Source organism: Labilibaculum euxinicum, assembly GCF_963678175.1.
In the GTDB taxonomy this organism is placed as follows: domain Bacteria; phylum Bacteroidota; class Bacteroidia; order Bacteroidales; family Marinifilaceae; genus Labilibaculum; species Labilibaculum euxinus.
In genome coordinates this window covers 2,269,050-2,288,590 of record NZ_OY782756.1, presented here as the reverse complement: position 1 = coordinate 2,288,590, position 19,541 = coordinate 2,269,050, and the positions used below count along the sequence as shown (strand labels likewise).

Genomic DNA, 19,541 nt, shown 5'->3' with positions numbered 1-19,541 from the left:
TTAAAACTAAAAAGCAATCAATATCTATTATCTGCTATTTTGGAGGTTATTTTAGATTATTCTACTGGAAATATTAACCAAAGGAGAGAGTTGCCTCTCTCCAAAAACTTTACTTTTTATTTATCTCGGTGCGTAAAGAGTTAGTTGCCCATCGCACGCAGGATAGCACCACTGAAAAGTTGAACCTGAGCCAATAAATTGTCCATCGCAATAACAAGTATACCAGGATCCTCCGTCCATAGCTTTCATTTCATTTCTTGATAATCTTTGTTTTGGCAACAAAGCATCAATTTTTAACATCTTTTCTGTTTTTGACATAGTATATTATTTAAATTGGCTTTGGTTTTATATAGGTACAAAGCTCATTTACCTTACTTTATTAGAAATATTTGCAACTATAGAAAGTAGTGAAGATTTTCAATGTCATATTCATTAGGAAGCTCGTAGCCATTGTAAAAATAGGTTGGAGTATATTGAATATTCTGATTTTGCCACCATTCCGACATGGTATCAAGATGTTTCAATCCGTTTAGTTCTAACTCTTTTAGTGGGAATTCTTTGGAAAATCTGTTGTAGCTTGTGTCTTGATACCAATTGTTCAATATTCTAAGTCTTTCATTTTGGTTTTTATACTTAGACATTAATGAAAGAATGTGGTTTGTTGGAATAAATGCATTGCTGTCTTTATTTGTTGATGAAGTAAAAATAATTCGGACATTGATTTTATCATTTTTAATTAATAGTTTCTGAAGTTGATCATAGGCACTTTTGCAATGGTTACAAAAAAGGTTCGATACAATGATTAAAGTATTTTCCGAGTTTTCGTTCCCCAACTGAATGCCAACTCCTATTTTCGGCATTGCGCAGGTTTTTTGTTGTTGTAACAGTGTTGTAAATACTTCTTGATTATACTTAAATCGTAGTAATTCTTTATTGTCTTTAAAGAGTTCAATAAATCTTTCCAAATAGGGTTTAATCAAAATCCATATTATTAGCGTGGAGAGATAAATTAAGGTAATATTCCCTGCTAATACTGAATTTAAATACTCTTGCTTAATCCAGCTAAAATTTATAAAAGAATTTATGCCCCCAGCCAATAAGGTTATTAGTGTTAATAAGCACATAAAACACCATTTTTTTGCCAAATATGCCTGATAATAAAGCGAATATATTATAAATGGAAGAGATATAATGTTAATGATGAAGATGAATGATAATGCCTCATTTATGGGGATTTGATTATAAATCAGAGTAAACAATCCTGCACAAAAATAGATCAAGCCAATTTCGCTCCAGCCCAATAGATTCATAAATTTTGAATCTTTTAGCTTGATCACGCTTTTACAATCTCCATTTTTTACAAGAGCACATAATTTACTCCATAAATTTTGCTCACCAGTAAGATCATATTTTAATAATTCTATTGAAATAAAAATCCCCGAGATAAAAACTAATACTTGAAATATAGCTGGGAAAAATATGGAATCTTCTACTGATAAAGATCTGCTTAAAATGTTATTAAATATCATAACACCTATCATTACAAATAGGATGAAAGGAATAAATCTTTGAAAAAGATATTTTATCTGATTATTCAAATAATTAACCTCACCTGAATTTTTGGTTTTTTCTATCAATAGACAAACCCCAGACCATTGTGTGATAAATTTGCTTATTTCGACAGATTGTGTATTTCTTGAGCTTGTGCAAAATTCAACAGTTGTCCTATTAACATTTGTTACGACTATTGGATAATCTTCATTTCCGATATAACTTAAAAAAGGGACAGGAATTCTATCCAAATCTTCTTCACCAACCTTTATTGCAGCATTTTTAAATTTCCAAGTATTCATAGCATCAGCAATACTTAGTAAACTTGGCCAATTTGGATGATTTGTTAGAGTATGCTTAATCGTTGCAGTAGATATATTTACTTTTAGCAACTTTAAGAGATTTTGAATTATTCTAATTTGTTCATTATCTTTTAAAAACATAAGGTTAGGATATTATTTTTCTACGTAGGATTATTTTGGATTCAACATTTTGTAATTCAATCAACCTAAAATTCAAGATTAGAAAAGTAAATCTAGATTATTAATTATTGATTATAAATATATATAAACATAAAATCCATTCCAGATTATTGGCCTTATTATGTAGAAAAAAATAACGCAAACGATCCCGCAATCGTTTACATATCTCAGAATGAATAGAAATTATTAGAAATACGACCAGAATCAGATTACAAACGAATGGCAACACAAATCCAGAATGTAAAATCAACCGCCGTGATGACTTTTAAATATTTATCTAAAAATGTGGTAGATATCGGATTGGGTTACGATGTCTCGATTGATGAAAATGGTCGGGTTGGCAAGAAACCTATCCATTGGGAATATCAGGATGATCCAAACAGAAAAAGACTGTACGAAGTATTTTCGGCACTTATCAAGCTGAAAAAAGAAGAAGTTGCCTTCGAATCGGAGGATTTCACACTGAATACAAATACCGTTTTAAAACGTATTGAAATCAATCATTCCGATATGGATGTTAGAGTAATTGGAAATTTCGACCTTAAACTAAGAAGTATTGATCCTAATTTCAGTAAAACAGATACATGGTATGATTATTTTACCGGGCAAGCAATTACTGTTACTGATGTTAACGCATTTATAGATCTTAAAGCCGGGGAATATCATATTTACACAACAAAACAACTTTCCATTCCTGATGTAAAGTCAGCTCCTGTTGCTTCAAACATTGCTGTAAGCGGAACTTTCAGAGAGGATGAAACCTTAACGGCAAGTTATACCTATACGGATTTGAATAATGATCCGGAAGGAAGTTCAATTTACAAATGGTACACAACAGGCATTAATGATATTTTAAACAAAGAATTACGCCTGTACCCAAATCCGGTTCGTGATATTCTTCATCTTCAAAATCTAAAACAAGTAAATAAATTACAGCTTTTTGATTTATCAGGAAAAGCAATCATAGCTGTAACAATGCCAAATGAATCGGCAGATTTAAACGTAAATAATCTAACAACAGGAACTTACATTTTAATATTTGAAATGGAGGATGGTTCGCAACTCAGTAAAAAATAGTAAAGCAATAAACAGCATTTTTTTTCAATAGGTTTTAGATTAGATAAAATCCCGTTTTTTGGAACACCAAAAGCGGGATTTTTGACTACTTAATTGTCAGCTCCAATCGATATTTGATTTCTGAACCAACGGGAATCATCAGTAATTGATAATCTCCTGCAATCAATGGATCATCGGGCATTGAAACTTTAAATACAAATGGAGAATCGCCGTATTTGCCGATTTGTTCTTTAACCAGCTGCTTCTCACTATTCAACAGTTGCAACTTTAACGTCGTATTAAAAAATTGTCTCAAATGGAATTGAACAAATATATTTTCCGATTCAGAATAATAATATTCCTGATCGGCTCCCATAAACTCATCCCGGTCTTGAACATTGTTCTCATTCAAATCAATAAATCCTGTAAACAGAAAAAATCCCTCTTGCCCTTTTTTGAATTCAGGTGCTAAATTATCCACATTCTCAGAAGTTCCCATTTTCATTTTCAGTGCAGAAGAAGTTGTATCTTCAGCAACAACCGGTTCGGGCTCTACAGCTGGTTCTGAATCAGCAATCTGCGTTGTATCTATTATCTGAATGGGAATTTGATACTGTTTCACCTTCTCTCCTGCAACCGAAGCTGTAATCAGATAATTTCCAACGGAAGCATCACTTAAAACCTTCAGAAAATCATTCCCATTATGCAGAGTATCCTCTTTCATAGTATAATGCTGCAAGCTATCCAATTTAGAAATATTCATGCTGAGCAACTGATGCTGAGCATCCCAAACCTGATAAACAACCTGATTGGTAACAGAAGGAAGATTTAAACCCATTTCAAATTTTACATCACCTAAAAAGTATTCTTTCTGATTTAAAGCAAACACTTCAGAGCTATCTATTTTCATATCTCCATCCTCATCTATCCACATCCTAAAAATATACAGATTTTCAGGAAGTAGTTTTTTGCGAATTTGAGCAAAAGTGTTTCCATTTGGCTCTTTTAATGAAAAACGAATTTGGTAGGTTGTTCCGGTTTCCTCCGGATTAATGGTAAAAATATAATTCCCAACTGGCAGAAATGAATCGAAACCTGAATAAGTAAATAAAGGAGTTGAAGTATAATTCTTTTTAATTGTACGAATCAAATTACCACTGGTATCCCAAATTCTTAGTTTTAAATTTGAACCTTCGCTCAAATTTGGATCATATAAAGAGACACTAATGGCTTCCCCTTTCGAAAATGAGTCTTTACCTAATCCGAAAAACTCATTACTTTCAACAAGCCCGTTCTCATTCAGATCAACCCATTTATTATATGCAAATAATCCAACTGGGATTGAATTTTTTTGAGCTTCCTGTGTAATTCCCAATGAATCAATCAGAATTAATTCTCCATTTTTGTCAGGTAGTTGTTCCTGACTTTTAACAGGTAAAATACTAAAACAAATGAAGGCAAGCGACAACAAACACCTACCGATTGTGCGGATGTATTTATGCAATGTCATGGCTATAAGTTTAAAGTTGAATAAAATGATACCCTATCAACTAGGGTACGATTTTAATAAAGCATTTGTTTTATTATCAGGCTGATAGTTTGACGAATTGCCTGCTAAAATTGGTTAAAAAAGCTTAACGGGAAATAACTAATAAAAGAACCTTAGAATTTTGATCCTGTTATTGAATGGTTTTAGCTCATTTAATGGGATGTGTAAAATAAAAAGTAGATCCTTCTCCATATGTTGAATCAAACCAAATTTTACCTCCCAATAATTCAGTTAAACTCTTTGAAATAGATAATCCGATTCCAACTCCATTATATTTCCTCGAAAGCTTTTCATTAGCCTGTCTAAACAAGCCAAAAATACTTTCCTGTACCTCCTCTGGAATTCCAATTCCTGTATCCTTTACAAAAAAATGAAGTACCCTTTCCGAATTCACATCTCCGTTCATAACGCCATATTCAATACTTCCTTTATCAGTAAACTTCAAAGCATTTTTTAATAAATTCAGAAATACCTGCTTAAAACGATGTGGGTCAGTATTTAAAATAAAATCCGAAAAATTAGGAGGAAGGTTTAATATCAATTCAATATGTTCCTTTTCAAGCACATTCCTCTCAACATGAATTACAGCATCAATTTCATAAAACAAATTTAAGAGGTTGTAATCTTCATGTTTAATTTTAACCGCACCGGATTGTATTAAACTAATATCGAACAGATCTTCTACAATATTTAATAGATTATGTCCGCTTTTATGAATCATTTTGCAATATTCAACTGCCGTTTCAATATCAACTTCATTATCTACCAATCCCGAAAACCCTATTACCGCATTTAAGGGGGTACGTAATTCATGTGACATAGTGGCTAAAAAAACCGACTTTAAACGATCCGATTCTTTTGCGTCATGTAAAGCTTTATACAATTCCTGTTCGGTTCTTTTTTGCTCGATAGAAATACTAATCTGATGCGAAACCAACTCAAGCATCTTCTTGTCTCCTTCAGAAAAAGCATTCTCGTCTTCGTAACTTTGAATCACCAAAACACCAATCACCTTTTCTTTTCCCTTAAGAGGCATTCCGAGCCAAATTTTGGAAGGTTCTCCCTTAAGTTCCACTTCTCCTTTGGCTCCTAACTCATCCAATTCTTCAGCTGTTGCCAAAAGTGCCGTTTCATGATCAACAACCCAGCCGGAAATAGTCTTGCCTTTAGGGAATTCCTTGAACAAATCATGTTCATCGTCATGAAAAGGCAGGCTAAACATCTCCGTTTCGTCATCATATAATGCAACAAAAAAGTTTGTTGTATCAATTATAGAAGACAATTCTTCCCTAATAAACTGAATAAATTCAAACAATGTATTTTGCGAAAAGACAGCGTTCGAAATATTTAATATAATCTTCTTAATTTGTTCTTGTCTCTTTCGTTCTGTAACATCTTCCTTAACTGCTATAAAACTAATAATTTGCCCTCTTTCATCCTTTATGGGTGATATTGTTGCAAACTCCCAAAATAATTCTCCGTTTTTTTTCTTATTCTGAATCTCTCCTCTCCACTCCTTACCGGATCTTATTGCTTTCCACAACGATTCATATAAATCAGTTGGATTATTTCCTGAGCTCAAGATGCGAGAATTTTGTCCAATTACTTCTTCCAAAGAATAACCGGTAAGTTCATTAAACTTTGGATTTACATACTCAATATTCCCCTCGCAATTTGTAATTACAACAGAAACCGGACTTTGTACAACGGACTGGGATAACTTAAGCAATTCAGTCTTGGTATTTTTATAATTGGTAACATCACGAATGGAAAGCAAACATATTACCTTACCTTTAAATGTAGAATTCTTAATTCGAACAACCACATCTATCTTTGAACCATCTTTTTTAGTACCGATCGCTTGAATTTTATGACGAAAATTTCTAGATTTTTCATCAAGCGAAACGATCCAGTGCTCTTTCTCAATAAAACTAAAAATAGAAACACCCGATAATTCCAATTCAGAATACCCAGTCATTACTTCAGCCCGAGTATTTATTTCAACAATCTTATCCTCATCAACAATAAAAACGGCTTCATTACTGGCATCTGCTAAAGTTTTATATTTACTTTCAGTTTCTGCTAATTGCCTAATAATTTTACCTCGATCAAGTACAATTGCAGTTAAATCCGATAATTCTGAAATTAACTCGATATCTTTTGTTTTGGGAATATTGGGTGTACGATGATAAATGGCAAAAGTCCCAAGAATTTTACCCGAAGCATCTTTAATCGGTTCCGACCAACAAGATCCTAAATTTGCATCTTTTGCAATACTTTTGAAGCTACTCCAATAAGGATGGGTATTAATATCTTCTACAGTAACCCTTTCGCCTGTATAAGCTGCTGTACCACATGATCCCATTCCATTTCCAATAGGAAGACCACTTACTGCTTTATTATAAAAATCCGGTAAGTCGGGTGCAGCTCCCAATAACAAGTGCTTTCCTTCCTCATCAATGCACAGAATTGAACAAATTGAACCATGAGAAATATCCTGAGCCTGTTTTACAATTTCATTCAAAATTACTGCCTCAGGTTCTCCCTTATATAGCAACTCCAATATGCTCGATCGTAGTGTGTTCTGCTCTTTCATTTCACAAAACTATCATATTTTAGCGATCACATGTACTTACCGAACAATTTATTTTCATTTAAACTGGTTGCAAAACAATAATTTTAATTGCTGAAAAGACATAGAGGTAAATCTATTTTGAAATTCTGCACTAAGAATTCATCGATGAGTATTCCTAAATACAATAGATACCTTAGTGCCTTCGCCATAAACAGACTCAAGACTAATTTTGCCATCATGTAAATGCATAATAGATCTTGAAATTGGCAAACCTATACCAGAACCATTCTCCTTTGTCAAATCTTAAAAAGATTGACCCAATTTAAAACAAATACACAACACCCTGTTTTACAACAACCTGAACCAAACACAAACAAAATATCAATACACTCTCCTTTTGTCCTTCACTTACGACTATTGTGGTCGTGATAGCACGACCGTTGTAGTCGTAGTAGCACGACCGTTGTGGTCGTAGTAGCACGACCGTTGTGGTCGTAGTAGCACGACTATTGCAGTCGCAGCTCGATAGATGTGGCAGGGCGAGAAAGTGTCCTTTTCAATTATACCAATTTAATTTCAAAACAGACTTTAATTAAAATGAATTAATTTTTAGCTGTATCGAGGCAAAAAAGTAAAGCATAGCCATGTTACAATGCACCTTTTTTAACGAAGATATAGCTGAAAAGAAACATTTTATAAGGAATGTTTTGATGTTAATTTGGTAGTAGTACATCAACAGTACAGTTTGACGGAAACTAAAAAAAGTGCCACTCCGAAGAGCAGCACTTTTTAAGGTTGCGTATATAAAGAGAAAACTTTATCCTACTAATTTGCTTTTAGGTTTCATCCTGTTCAGCATTTCCTTGGTTTTAAGATCCAAACGAGACTCTTTTTCTTCCGGTTGAGTAATCTCACCAGTCGCCTCCTCTGAAGTTCCACCCAAGCTATATAATCCTCTCAAAAGCATTGCTCGCTTTTCCTCAGCAGGAATTGCCTTGTAAGCAGCTTTTTGCTCGTCGATGATTCTTTGTTTTTCATTCTCTTCAGCTTCTACTTTTGCGTAGTAAGCATCCGCTTTGCGATTCTTCAGGAAAGGACCTGCAACTGTTGGGAACAATTCCAACAACAACATTTCTTTCTCGTTCTCAGCAAGCTTAACGCCACCAAACTCTTCCAATATAGGATTCTCTGGTGATTTGTATTTGCTTACATCGAAAGCTGTAGCATCACGCTGTCCGCAAATCTTCTGACGGTATTCCGGATCAATCTCGATTGGAGTTTCGCCATATTCACCTTTCACAAGGTTGAAGAATTGGTTGTTTACGTTTGTATAAGGAGCTTTACCGCTGTTCACATCCAACACATAATTTACTGCCTGCACACCAATGATTTGTGATGATGGAGTAACCAATGGAGGACAACCTGCAGCAACACGTACTTCGGGTACCTTCAATAGTACTGTTGGCAGCAAATCTTCCAAACCTAAACCTTTCAACTGAGCCAGCATATTGGTATACATACCACCTGGAATCTCAGCTGTTTTTACTTCTTCGTTTGGTGCAGGGAAGTTGAAGAATTTATCGATAGCGTTACATACGTCTAACAATTCTGCTTCTTTATCTGCTTTCGCTAATTCAATCGCTTTATCGAACAATGCATCAATCTCTTTTGGAAGATAATCAGCTGTAATATCGAATTCCAACGGGAACATTTTGTATGAATCGAATTCTGCAATCCGACTGCGGATTCCCTTTAGTTCAGCATTTATTTTAACAACAGCATCTAAATTCACACCTGTGTCTAAACCTAACTTATCAGCAAAAATCTGAATGATTTCGAATGCCGGAGCAGCTGGTCCACCTGCAAAGTTCAGGATGTTGGTATCTACAATATCAACACCGTTAACAATTGCCATTAAAACAGCACCTAATCCGTAACCAGGAGTACAGTGAGTATGGAAATCAATTGGTACATTCAATTCATTTTTCATTCTTCTGATAATTTTCCCTGACAATGATGGTGGAATCAATCCAGCCATATCTTTCACGGTAATCATATCAGCACCCAAAGCCTGCATCTGTTTTGCCTTGTTCAGGAAGTAATCTACATCGAAAATCTTCTTAGGCAATCTCTTTCCGGACAGCAATGCTTTCCATCTTTGTTTTCCTGTAAATTTAGGATCAACAGTATAACAAACCGCACAGTCAGCAATACCTCCGGCTTCTTTCATGTATTTGATGGTGGTTTCCATGTTCTTCACATCATTCAAACAGTCGAAGATACGCATGATACCCAAACCGGATTTCACTGCATTTCTGTTGAAACCTTCGATTACTGATTCAGGATATGGAGAATATCCGAACAAGTTTCTACCGCGGGATAGAGCTGTTAGATAAGAAACATCACCAATCACTTCTTTGATTGACTCCAAACGGTGCCATGGATCCTCGTTCAGGTAACGCATTACTGAATCGGGAATTGCACCACCCCATACTTCCATTGCATAAAAGTTGGCATCCTTATACATCGGAAGCACTTTCTCTATTTCAGCCTGAGGTACACGTGTCGCAAACAATGACTGCTGACCATCACGAAGGGTAAGATCACGAATCTTTAGTTTACCTGTACGTTTAATAGCAGCTCTTTCTGCAGCAATTTTCTTGCGGTTAACTTCTCTTTGAGCTTCGAATTCTGCTTTACGCTTTCCTTCCAGATAACCTTTAGCTACCAACGGGAACAACTCAAGCAACATGAATTCTTTATTATCTTTCGCCAACTTCACGTTTCCGTACTGCGGCAATGTTGGATTTTCAGGAGACACATAAGCATCTACATCGTATTCTACTTTTTCAGCTTTCCCGGTAATTTTTTTACGGAATTCAGGAGCAATCTCGATTGGAGTTGTTCCATACTCTCCTTTTACCAAATTAAAGAACTGATTCGATACATTGGTATAGAACGGACGTCCAGAATTCTCATCAATTACGCAGTTTACAGCCTGAACACCAACAATTTGAGAAGAAGGGGTCACCAGTGGCGGACAGCCAGCGTCCAAACGAACCACCGGTACCACTTCCAGCACTCTCTCTAACAGGGTTTCCAAACCTAAAGCTTTCAACTGGTTAAGCATGTTGGTATACATACCTCCGGGAATTTCCGCATCCTTAACCATTTGGTTCGGAGCCGGGAAATTAAAATATGCTTCAATTGCATGACATGCAACAAGTAGTTCCTCTTCCTTATCGGCTTTGGCATACTTAATCGCATCATCGAATAACTGATCGATGTTGGCAGGCAATTTATCTTTTGTAATATCAAATTCAATAGGGAACTGCTTGTAGCTGTCAACATCAGCTAAAGCATTCATACGAATCTCTTTCAGAATTTTGTTGATCTCAACAACGGTCTTAGCATCACCATCCAGTTCGATGCCTAATTTCTGACAGAAAATGTAGATCAATTCGTAAGCCGGCGCTGCAGATCCACCTGCAAAATTCATGATATTGGTATCGATGATATCAACGCCATTGATAATTGCAGTAAGAGCAGAAGCCAGACCGTAACCTGGTGTAGAATGTGAATGGAAATCTACAGGAATATTTAATTCTTCTTTAAAACGGCGGATGATTTGACCAGCATACGAAGGAGAAGCCAATCCAGCCATATCTTTTAATGAAATCATATCGGCACCTAAAGCCTCAAGCTTCTTTGCCATATCAACAAAGTAGTTCAGATCAAAAATCTGATCAGGAAGGTTCTTTATTGTTAATCTTTCAAGATCTTCTTTTTTGGTAGGAAATTTAGAATCAACAGTAAAACATACTGCACAATCAGCAATACCACCAGCAGCTTTCACATACTTAATAGTAGACTTCATGTTTTCGATATCATTCAAACAATCGAAAATACGCATGATTCCCAATCCAGACTTAACCGCCTGAGTATTGAAATCTTCGATTACTGATTCCGGGTAAGGACTATATCCAAAAAGGTTACGACCACGAGATAGAGCGGTAAGTTTGGAAACATCGCCTATCACTTCTTTAATCGACTCCAAACGATACCATGGATCTTCATTAAGGTATCGCATAACTGAATCAGGAACTGCACCACCCCAAACTTCCATTGCATAGAAATTGGCTTTTTTATACAGGTGTAATACCTTTTCAATTTCTGCCTGTGGCATTCTTGTAGCAAAAAGAGATTGCTGACCATCTCTTAATGTAAGATCTCTAACTAATAACTTCCTTTTTTTCATACCCTGACTTGTTAATTTTTTATTCCCATTTAATACTCGAGAGAGTTGCTTAAAATTGGAATCGAATCAATGCGATTTAATTCTGCATCAAAAATAAAAACAATTTTTCATTGGAGAAATTTTTCTGTATTATTCGCTGTATGTTGTACAATACACCGTTTAGTGGGTGTTTATACCCAAGAACATTAATGATTTTTTTCTTTAATAATAACATGTAGAAACTGCAATCGATAACGAAAATTGCAATCTTCACATAACAAATCACAAAAAAAGTACTGAAATAGGCACTCGCAGAAATACAGCCTGTAAAATGATATACATTTAACCGATAACAACTACTGTTAAGCATTCATTGAGCTTAAATACCCAGATCAATTTTTTCGATTTCACAAATCTGCTGTACAACATGCCTCATTCTGCAAAGTCAGTTCGATTTAATGCTCTTTTCCAGGAAGATTTTATAGAGCAGAGCATTTTCAATTCGAAATTCGGGAATTGGCTATGCAAACGAATATTTCGTAAAAAGATGCTTACATTTACCGTGTTAAATTTTCGAGTAGTGAAACCGCACTTTCATCTGTAAGTGATTCTTATTCAATACAGATAAAGTGATAAAATATAATATTGTGAGTATGATTGGTCAGTTTGCATCGTTAAAAGTTGCTAAAATAGTCGATTTTGGAGTGTATTTACAGGGAGAAGATGAATCTTTAATTCTTTTACCTACCAGATATGTGCCTCCTAAAACCCAATTGGATGATACTATTAAAGTATTTATCTATCGTGATTCGGAAAATCGAATTATTGCAACAACTCTTATTCCCTATGCTACAGTAGGTGAATTTGCTTATTTAAAGGTGAAAACAGTCAATAATTTGGGCGCATTTCTCGACTGGGGAATCGCTAAAGATTTGTTTGTTCCGTTTAGTGAGCAAAAGGACAACATGCAGGTTGGTTATTCTTACTTAATATTTGTTTATCTGGACAATGCATCCGGCCGGATTGTTGGAACAGCCAAAATAGAAAACGTACTTAGAGACGTAGAAACCTCGTATACCGAAGGCGACGAAATAGAAATCCTGATCGGCAGAAGAAATGATTTAGGCTATCAGGTATTGATTAGCAACGACGCATTAGGAATGTTGTATCAGAATGAAATTTTTGAACCTGTTCGCTGCGGAGATGTGCGCAAGGCATATATTAAGAAAATTCGTCCTGATGGAAAAATTGACGTTTGCCTTCAAAAACAAGGTTACGAAAACAAAATTCCTGATTCAGGAGAACAAATTCTATCTCAGCTAAAGAAAGAAGATGGTTTTCTTCCTTTAAACGACAAAAGTTCACCTGAAGATATTTATCACCTTCTAAATATGAGTAAAAAGAACTTCAAAAAGGCGGTCGGTCTTCTTTACAAACAAAAACTAATCACCATTGAAGATTCGGGCATATTTTTAGTGAAAGGCGCTAAATAGAAAAGAAGAACACACAACACGAACTTATGAAGAAACAATTTAGAATGAGCTTGTTCATTTTAATGGCGTCAATTTCATTTTCTGCCGTTGCTCAGGACAAATCAGATTGGAAAAACGGTGTTCCGGAAGGATGCACCACCATCACGGTTGGCAAAATGGCTACTGCCGATGGCTCTGTTATTACATCTCACACCGATGACAGCCACCGTACAAGAGCATGGATGAATGTTGTTCCCGCTAAGAAACACGACAAAGGAAATAAATTTGAGTTGTTTGAACGCTCTGCCTGCGATAGTTTGGCAATGCCAACTTATCAGCACAAAAAAATCGGAGAAATCGATCAGGTTGAAAAAACCTACCAATTCCTGAATACTGCCTACCCTTGCATTAACGAAAAACAATTGGCCATTGGTGAATCTACTTTTGGAGGTCATGAAGAATTGTTCTCTACAGAATGTTTGATCGATTGTCAGCGTTTGCAGCAATTGATGCTGGAAAGATGTTCTTCAGCCAGAGAAGCAATTAGTTTGGCTGATGATTTACTAAAAAAATACGGCTGGCGCGATTATGGTGAGTGTCTTACTATTGCTGATAAAAAAGAGGTTTGGCATTTTGAGGTTGTGGGTCCGGGAAAAGGAAAAGTAGGAGCCGTTTGGGTTGCTCAACGAGTTCCGAACGATCACATTTCGGTAAATGCGAACGCCAGCACCATTAAAGAGATTGATTTAGAAAATCCGGATTATTTTATGGCATCGGCGAATATTTTTGATGTTGCCAAAGAAAACGGATGGTGGAAAGAAGGCGAAACATTCCGCTGGAATTACGCTTATGCACCGGAGAGTCGTTTGTCTCTGGCTTCACGAAGAAGAGAATGGCGGGTACTTTCAATGGCAGCTCCTTCCCTGAATTTGGATGCCAACGACAAAGATTATCCTTTTTCGGTAAAACCGGATGAAAAAATAACAATGAATAAATTGGTAGAGATCTTTAAAGATTACTACGAAGGAACTCCATATAACTTTGTGAAGAATATCAAACAAGCAGATAAAGACGGAAACGAAGTGATATCTCCTTTTGCAAATCCTTTTATGCCTTACGATATGAACAAATTGTTTCGTGTGAATGGCGGATGGGATGAGTTGGGAGAAAGAACCATAGCCCGTTGGTATACTATGTATGCTACGATTATTCAATGTCGTGATTGGCTGCCCGATGAAGTTGGCGGCATTGTATGGTTGGCGCAGGATAATGTGGCAAGCTCAATTTATATTCCGGTTTATTCGGGATCTACAGATTTAGCCGAAAGCTACAAAGTAAAAGCCCGCACATTGGGATATACCCGCACTTCTGCATGGTGGGCTTTCAACAGACTGGGTACATTATCGGCTCAGCGATGGGGCGATATGCGTCACGATATTGACAAGGTGTTTGTTCCATTGCAAAAAAACTATTTTGAAGAACAGGCGAAAATTGATGAACAATTCATAAGTTTGAGCAAGAAAAAAAGAGTGGAATTCCTTACCAACAGAACCATTCAACTAGGAAACGAAGTGGTTGAAAAAGCATGGAAAATTGGAGATGGAATCTGGACCAAATACGATGAGAAATTCTAAGATCCATAAATATTAAATGAGAAAAGAGCAACCAAGCAGTTGCTCTTTTTTTTGCAGCCTACTGTACAAACAGAATCAAGCTCATCATAAAATAAAAATGCATTACTATTTCTCATCTTGTTTCGGAACAAAAAAGGGGGTAAATTGTTGACTCGTTAACAATATTGTCCTAATTGATTTTAACAATTGGGCTTTCCGCCCAAACCCGACATCATTTCTTGTCTTGAAACAAGAAACGAAGCAAAGAAATTCAAGGCTGCTTTTTAAAAAACTTCCTTATTTAATTCAAACCTAAGTGCGTACGGACGATCTTCGAACAAGTTCTCAGCTTCCCGGTCTTACTAAAGGTTTGAACTAAAACGAAAGCTCTTTAAAAAAGATGCCAATCAAATACCTAACTTAAATTGTACCCCTTAAGATTATCACGAGCTGTAAGTTTTTATAAAAGAAGTAATTAATACTTATTCTCAAAAAACGTTTAGGACGCAATTGACTCGTTAATGTAAATAATCATGCCATGCGAAAAATAATTACCATCTGTATCTTACTTATTTCAACTTCTTTTATGAGCTTTGCCCAAGAGAGTATCTATCAATTTACTGTTACTTCAATTGACGGTTCAGAGTTTAATTTTGCCGATTTAAAGGGCAAAAAAATCATGATTGTCAATACAGCATCTAAATGTGGATTTACTCCGCAATACGAATTATTAGAGGCATTGTACAAGGAATATCAGGATAAAGATTTTGTAATTGTAGGCTTTCCTGCAAATAACTTCCTTTGGCAGGAACCTGGAACTGATGAAGAAATAAAAGAATTTTGCACAAAGAATTACGGCGTCAGCTTTCCAATGATGTCGAAAATATCGGTAAAGGGAAGTGATATACATCCAATTTACAGCTGGCTGACACAAAAGTCGAAAAATGGAGTGATGGATTCGAAAATAAAATGGAACTTCCCAAAATACCTGATTGATGAAAATGGGAAGCTTATTGATGTACTTTTCCCAAAGGAAAAACCAAATTGCGAAAAGGTAATTTCATGGTTAGAACAATAAATGAGTTTCAACAAAAAAAGAGACGCGATGGCGTCTCTTCAATATAATTGTATTGTTCTGACTGATCTAATTCTTACGTTCCAGTTCGTTTAAATTCTCCATTTTCTTTTTGCTCAGGAATGAGTAAATATCACCCAAATGTTCCTTCACCTTCTTGTTGCCAAATTCGTATACCTTCTCGGCCAAACCATCCAGAAAATCACGGTCGTGAGAAACCAGAATTATGGTTCCGTCAAATTCTTTTAAGGCGGACTTCAAAATATCTTTGGTTTTCATATCCAAATGATTGGTCGGCTCATCAAGAATCAGCAAATTCACCGGTTCCAGCAACAATTTAATCATTGCCAACCTGGTTTTTTCTCCACCGGACAGAACTTTCACCTTCTTTGTAGAGTTATCACCTCCAAACATGAAAGCGCCTAATATATCTTTAATTTTTGTTCGAATATCTCCCTTGGCAATATCATCAATGGTTTGAAAAACCGTTAAATTTTCATCCATCAACGAAGCCTGATTCTGAGCAAAATAACCAATCATTGTATTGTGCCCGAGCGTTAAGTTACCTCCATGCTCAATTTCCTGCATAATGGCTTTTACCAAAGTAGATTTCCCTTCTCCGTTTTTCCCTACAAAGGCAAGTTTCTCTCCTCTTTGTATTGTAAAATTCACACCTGAAAATACGGTATGATCACCGTAAGTTTTTTCAACATCTTCCATAATTACAGGATAATTTCCTGAACGAGGCGATGGCGGAAATTTTAAACGAAGTGCTGAATTATCCTCTTCATCAACCTCAACAATATCGAGTTTTTCGAGCATTTTCACCCGCGACTGAACCGCCAGTGTTTTGGAATACGTGCCCTTAAACCTGTCAATAAAAGTCTGATTATCGGCAATCATTTTTTGCTGTTCCTCAAATGCTTTTTGCTGATGAACTCTTCGCTCCTTGCGAAGCTCTAAATATTGAGAATAATTTACTTTGTAATCGTAAATTCTACCCATTGTAATTTCAATGGTCCGTGTTGTGATTTTATCAACAAAAGCCCTGTCATGAGAAATAATAACAACGGCTTTTCCCGAATTAATCAGAAAATCCTCTAACCATTGTATCGATTCAATATCCAGGTGATTCGTCGGCTCATCCAAAAGAATCAAATCGGGATTTTGCAGAAGAATTTTTGCCAATTCGATTCTCATTCTCCAACCACCGCTAAATTCACTGGTTGGTCTTGTGAAATCTTCCCGTACAAACCCCAATCCAAACAGTGTTTTCTCAACTTCGGCATCGTAGTTTATTTCTTCTATCGAATAGTATATTTCACTTAAAGCAGAAACATCCTCAATCAATTTGTAATAGCTCTCCGATTCAAAATCTGTTCGCGTACCCAATTCCACATTCATTTCCTCAATCTGCTTCTCCATCTCGAAAATGGAAGCAAAAGCCTGAGCTGTTTCTTCGAATACCGTACGGGTATTATCTGTCATTAAATGCTGCGGCAAATAAGCAATCACCTTATCCTTAGGACTTGAAACTCTTCCCCGGGAAGGACTTTCGGCTCCTGCAATTATTTTCAAAAGAGTAGATTTACCAGCCCCGTTTTTTCCCATTAAAGCAATTCTATCCTTTTCATTAATCACAAAGGAAATGTCTTTAAATAAAGTGGTTCCTCCAAATTCTACCGCTAAAGCATCTACACTAATCATCTCTTTAATTTAAATGAGCCGCAAAGATAATCACTTTAAGGAAATCTGAAATAAATTCTGTGCGATTGACATTTAAAATTTAAATAAGAACCCGATTGGCACTAGTCGCTTATCTCAGTTTTAATTCTCGTCAAGTTTATCTATTACCCATTTATTGGTCACACTTTTAGGTCTGATAATTGGCTGTCCCAATCCTAAGGCAAGGATATTCTGAGCGCAAAAACCCATTACTCTCGAAACACCAAACAAAACGGTATAAAAATCGAACTCATTCAACCCGTAATTATGCAGAAGTGAACCCGACATGGCATCAACATTTGGCCATGGATTGGCAACTTTGCCTTCTTTGTAATGCATTAATATATCCGGAACAACCGAGAAAAGTTTCTTTGCAATCTTAAAACAATGATTATTCGCACAATTCGCCTCCCCAAATTTCATAAAAGCTGTGAATCGGGGATCTGTAACCCGCAATACAGCATGCCCGTAACCAGGAATCACTTTACCCGAATTTAAAACATCCAGAATATATGCTCTCAACACTTCCTCATCCGGATCATCCCCAAATTGATCATGAATTTTTAGAATAAAACGAAGGCATTCCTGATTCGCCAATCCGTGCAGCGGACCTGCCAAACCGTTAAGTCCTGCAGAAACAGCATAATACAAATCTGAAAGCGCGGAATTCACAACTCTCGATGTAAACGCACTCACATTCCCTCCTTCGTGGTCGCAATGCAAAACCAAATACAGACGCATTAAATCTGCAAAACCCTCATCATTATTAACACCAAGCATGTGTGCCAAATTACCCGACCAATTCAAATTTGAATCGTAAGAAATTAAATTCCCGTCGCCAAAGCGAATTCGATAAATACCTGCTGCAAGCTCTGGTAACTTTGCAAGTATATTCATCGCATCCTCCAAGGTGTATTTCCAATAATCTGCTTTTTGTAAGCCTTTCCGATACTCCTTTTTAAATACAGACTCATTTTCCATCGACAAAATACCCAGACTCAACATGGTCATCGGATGAGTGTCTTTTGGAAGACTGCGCAACACATCCCACGTGTATTGCGGTACCTTGGCGCGTTTATTTAAATCATTCTGAAAATCGGCAAGCGATTCCTTATCCGGAAATTTTCCTGTACTCAAAAGGAAAAATATTTCCTCAGGTAATTTATCCGAAAACTCATTTGTTGTATACTTTCCGATATAAAGACCCGAATAAGGATCAACATAAGAGGTGTTGCAAGCCAATGCAACCAATCCGCGCATTCCACCGTATATTTGTCCGACAGTAATTTCCGAAACTACTGAATTACGGCCTCGGGCAAAAATATTATCAATTTCCAACTGCAATTCAATAATGTGATTTTGAATTCCTTCCCGTAGATTATCCATATCAATTTTATTATTCCGTTTCAACACAAATCAAAAAAAAAGAGTGCAGGCAATACACTTAACAGAGGCAAGAGGTGTCTTTATAAGTTACGACATTTCAACTAATTAATAAACCAAGGAGAAGGATTATTGATTGTTTCATACAACGAAATTTTTAAAAGGAATAAACAAAATTGGTCGGGAAATTTACAGATGAAACAGATTACAAAACACAGATGCTGATATTTAAAGAAAAACAACTAACTTTTCTATTACTTAATTATTACATAGAAAATCCGCAAATTAAAAATTACAGCAGATGGAAAAAAGAAACAAAATAATTTATTGGATTGCAACCGGCCTATTATCGGGCCTTATGCTCATGTCGGCAAGTTTGTATTTTACGAAATATGAAGTGGTAAGTGGAATGTTTACCTTTTTAGGATTTCCGACATTCGTAATTTATCCTTTAGCCATTGCCAAGATTTTGGGGCTCGTGGCAATATGGTCGAACAAATCCAAACTTTTAAAAGAATGGGCTTACGCCGGATTTTTCTTTGATTTTGTTTTAGCTCTCGGAGCTCATCTTGTTGCTGCCGACGGACAATTTGGAATGGCTGCAACCGCACTTGTATTACTGATTGTGTCGAGAATATATAACAGTAAAGTATTTGGTAAGTAAACACTTTGAAATTACATAAGAACAAAGAGTGTGTCCGAAAAGTAAAGCTCCCCCCTTGGAAATATCATGTTGAGCGATCCCGATGGCTATCGGGACGAAACATCTGTTATTCAAACACAAAGATTCTTCGACAAGCTTAGAATGACAATAAAATTGAGC

General features: G+C 36.1%; 13 protein-coding genes. 5 read left to right on the top strand and 8 right to left on the bottom strand.

Annotated features, from left to right (window positions below):
* Positions 1-120: 120 nt before the first annotated feature.
* Both ACY0M5_RS09220 and ACY0M5_RS09215 read right to left on the bottom strand, forming a co-directional pair.
* Positions 121-318 carry a hypothetical protein gene (locus tag ACY0M5_RS09220; RefSeq protein ID WP_461631561.1) on the bottom strand — a complete coding sequence of 66 codons (198 nt, stop codon included), beginning with the start codon at positions 316-318 and terminating at the stop codon, positions 121-123.
* A 77-nt stretch (positions 319-395) separates the two neighbouring features.
* Positions 396-1,994, bottom strand: coding sequence for a cysteine peptidase family C39 domain-containing protein (locus ACY0M5_RS09215; RefSeq protein ID WP_461631560.1), 1,599 nt, complete (start codon positions 1,992-1,994; stop codon positions 396-398).
* Positions 1,995-2,252: 258 nt separating this feature from the next.
* Here ACY0M5_RS09215 and ACY0M5_RS09210 point away from each other — a divergent pair, with 258 nt between their 5' ends.
* Positions 2,253-3,110 carry a T9SS type A sorting domain-containing protein gene (locus ACY0M5_RS09210; RefSeq protein ID WP_461631559.1) on the top strand — a complete coding sequence of 286 codons (858 nt, stop codon included), beginning with the start codon at positions 2,253-2,255 and terminating at the stop codon, positions 3,108-3,110.
* An 85-nt stretch (positions 3,111-3,195) separates the two neighbouring features.
* Here the strand turns inward: ACY0M5_RS09210 and ACY0M5_RS09205 are convergent, their stop codons facing one another.
* From ACY0M5_RS09205 to ACY0M5_RS09190, 4 genes are all read right to left on the bottom strand, one after another.
* Entirely contained in the window at positions 3,196-4,599 is a 1,404-nt protein-coding gene (locus tag ACY0M5_RS09205) for a hypothetical protein (protein ID WP_461631558.1), read from the bottom strand.
* A gap of 187 nt (positions 4,600-4,786) precedes the next feature.
* Complete coding sequence (locus ACY0M5_RS09200; RefSeq protein ID WP_461631557.1) at positions 4,787-7,234, bottom strand: PAS domain S-box protein; 2,448 nt, start codon at positions 7,232-7,234, stop codon at positions 4,787-4,789.
* A 138-nt stretch (positions 7,235-7,372) separates the two neighbouring features.
* The gene (locus ACY0M5_RS09195; protein WP_156196902.1) at positions 7,373-7,513 is read right to left on the bottom strand and encodes an ATP-binding protein; all 141 of its coding nucleotides are present in this window, start codon (positions 7,511-7,513) and stop codon (positions 7,373-7,375) included.
* A 517-nt stretch (positions 7,514-8,030) separates the two neighbouring features.
* Positions 8,031-11,471, bottom strand: a complete 3,441-nt coding sequence (locus ACY0M5_RS09190; protein ID WP_461631556.1) for a hypothetical protein — start codon at positions 11,469-11,471, stop codon at positions 8,031-8,033.
* Between the two features lie 608 nt (positions 11,472-12,079).
* Between ACY0M5_RS09190 and ACY0M5_RS09185 the strand changes: the two genes are divergently transcribed.
* The 3 genes from ACY0M5_RS09185 (at position 12,080) to ACY0M5_RS09175 (ending at position 15,613) form a co-directional block, all read left to right on the top strand.
* Complete coding sequence (locus tag ACY0M5_RS09185) at positions 12,080-12,943, top strand: CvfB family protein (RefSeq protein WP_461631555.1); 864 nt, start codon at positions 12,080-12,082, stop codon at positions 12,941-12,943.
* Between the two features lie 26 nt (positions 12,944-12,969).
* Positions 12,970-14,556, top strand: coding sequence for a dipeptidase (locus ACY0M5_RS09180; protein WP_461631554.1), 1,587 nt, complete (start codon positions 12,970-12,972; stop codon positions 14,554-14,556).
* A 517-nt stretch (positions 14,557-15,073) separates the two neighbouring features.
* Entirely contained in the window at positions 15,074-15,613 is a 540-nt protein-coding gene (locus ACY0M5_RS09175) for a glutathione peroxidase (RefSeq protein WP_461631553.1), read from the top strand.
* A 66-nt stretch (positions 15,614-15,679) separates the two neighbouring features.
* Here the strand turns inward: ACY0M5_RS09175 and ACY0M5_RS09170 are convergent, their stop codons facing one another.
* The gene (locus tag ACY0M5_RS09170) at positions 15,680-17,317 is read right to left on the bottom strand and encodes an ABC-F family ATP-binding cassette domain-containing protein (protein WP_101310680.1); all 1,638 of its coding nucleotides are present in this window, start codon (positions 17,315-17,317) and stop codon (positions 15,680-15,682) included.
* 120 nt (positions 17,318-17,437) lie between these two features.
* Positions 17,438-18,721, bottom strand: coding sequence for a citrate (Si)-synthase (locus ACY0M5_RS09165; protein ID WP_461631552.1), 1,284 nt, complete (start codon positions 18,719-18,721; stop codon positions 17,438-17,440).
* Between the two features lie 298 nt (positions 18,722-19,019).
* Between ACY0M5_RS09165 and ACY0M5_RS09160 the strand changes: the two genes are divergently transcribed.
* Positions 19,020-19,382, top strand: a complete 363-nt coding sequence (locus ACY0M5_RS09160) for a DoxX family protein (RefSeq protein ID WP_156196898.1) — start codon at positions 19,020-19,022, stop codon at positions 19,380-19,382.
* The last annotated feature ends 159 nt before the right edge of the window (positions 19,383-19,541 follow it).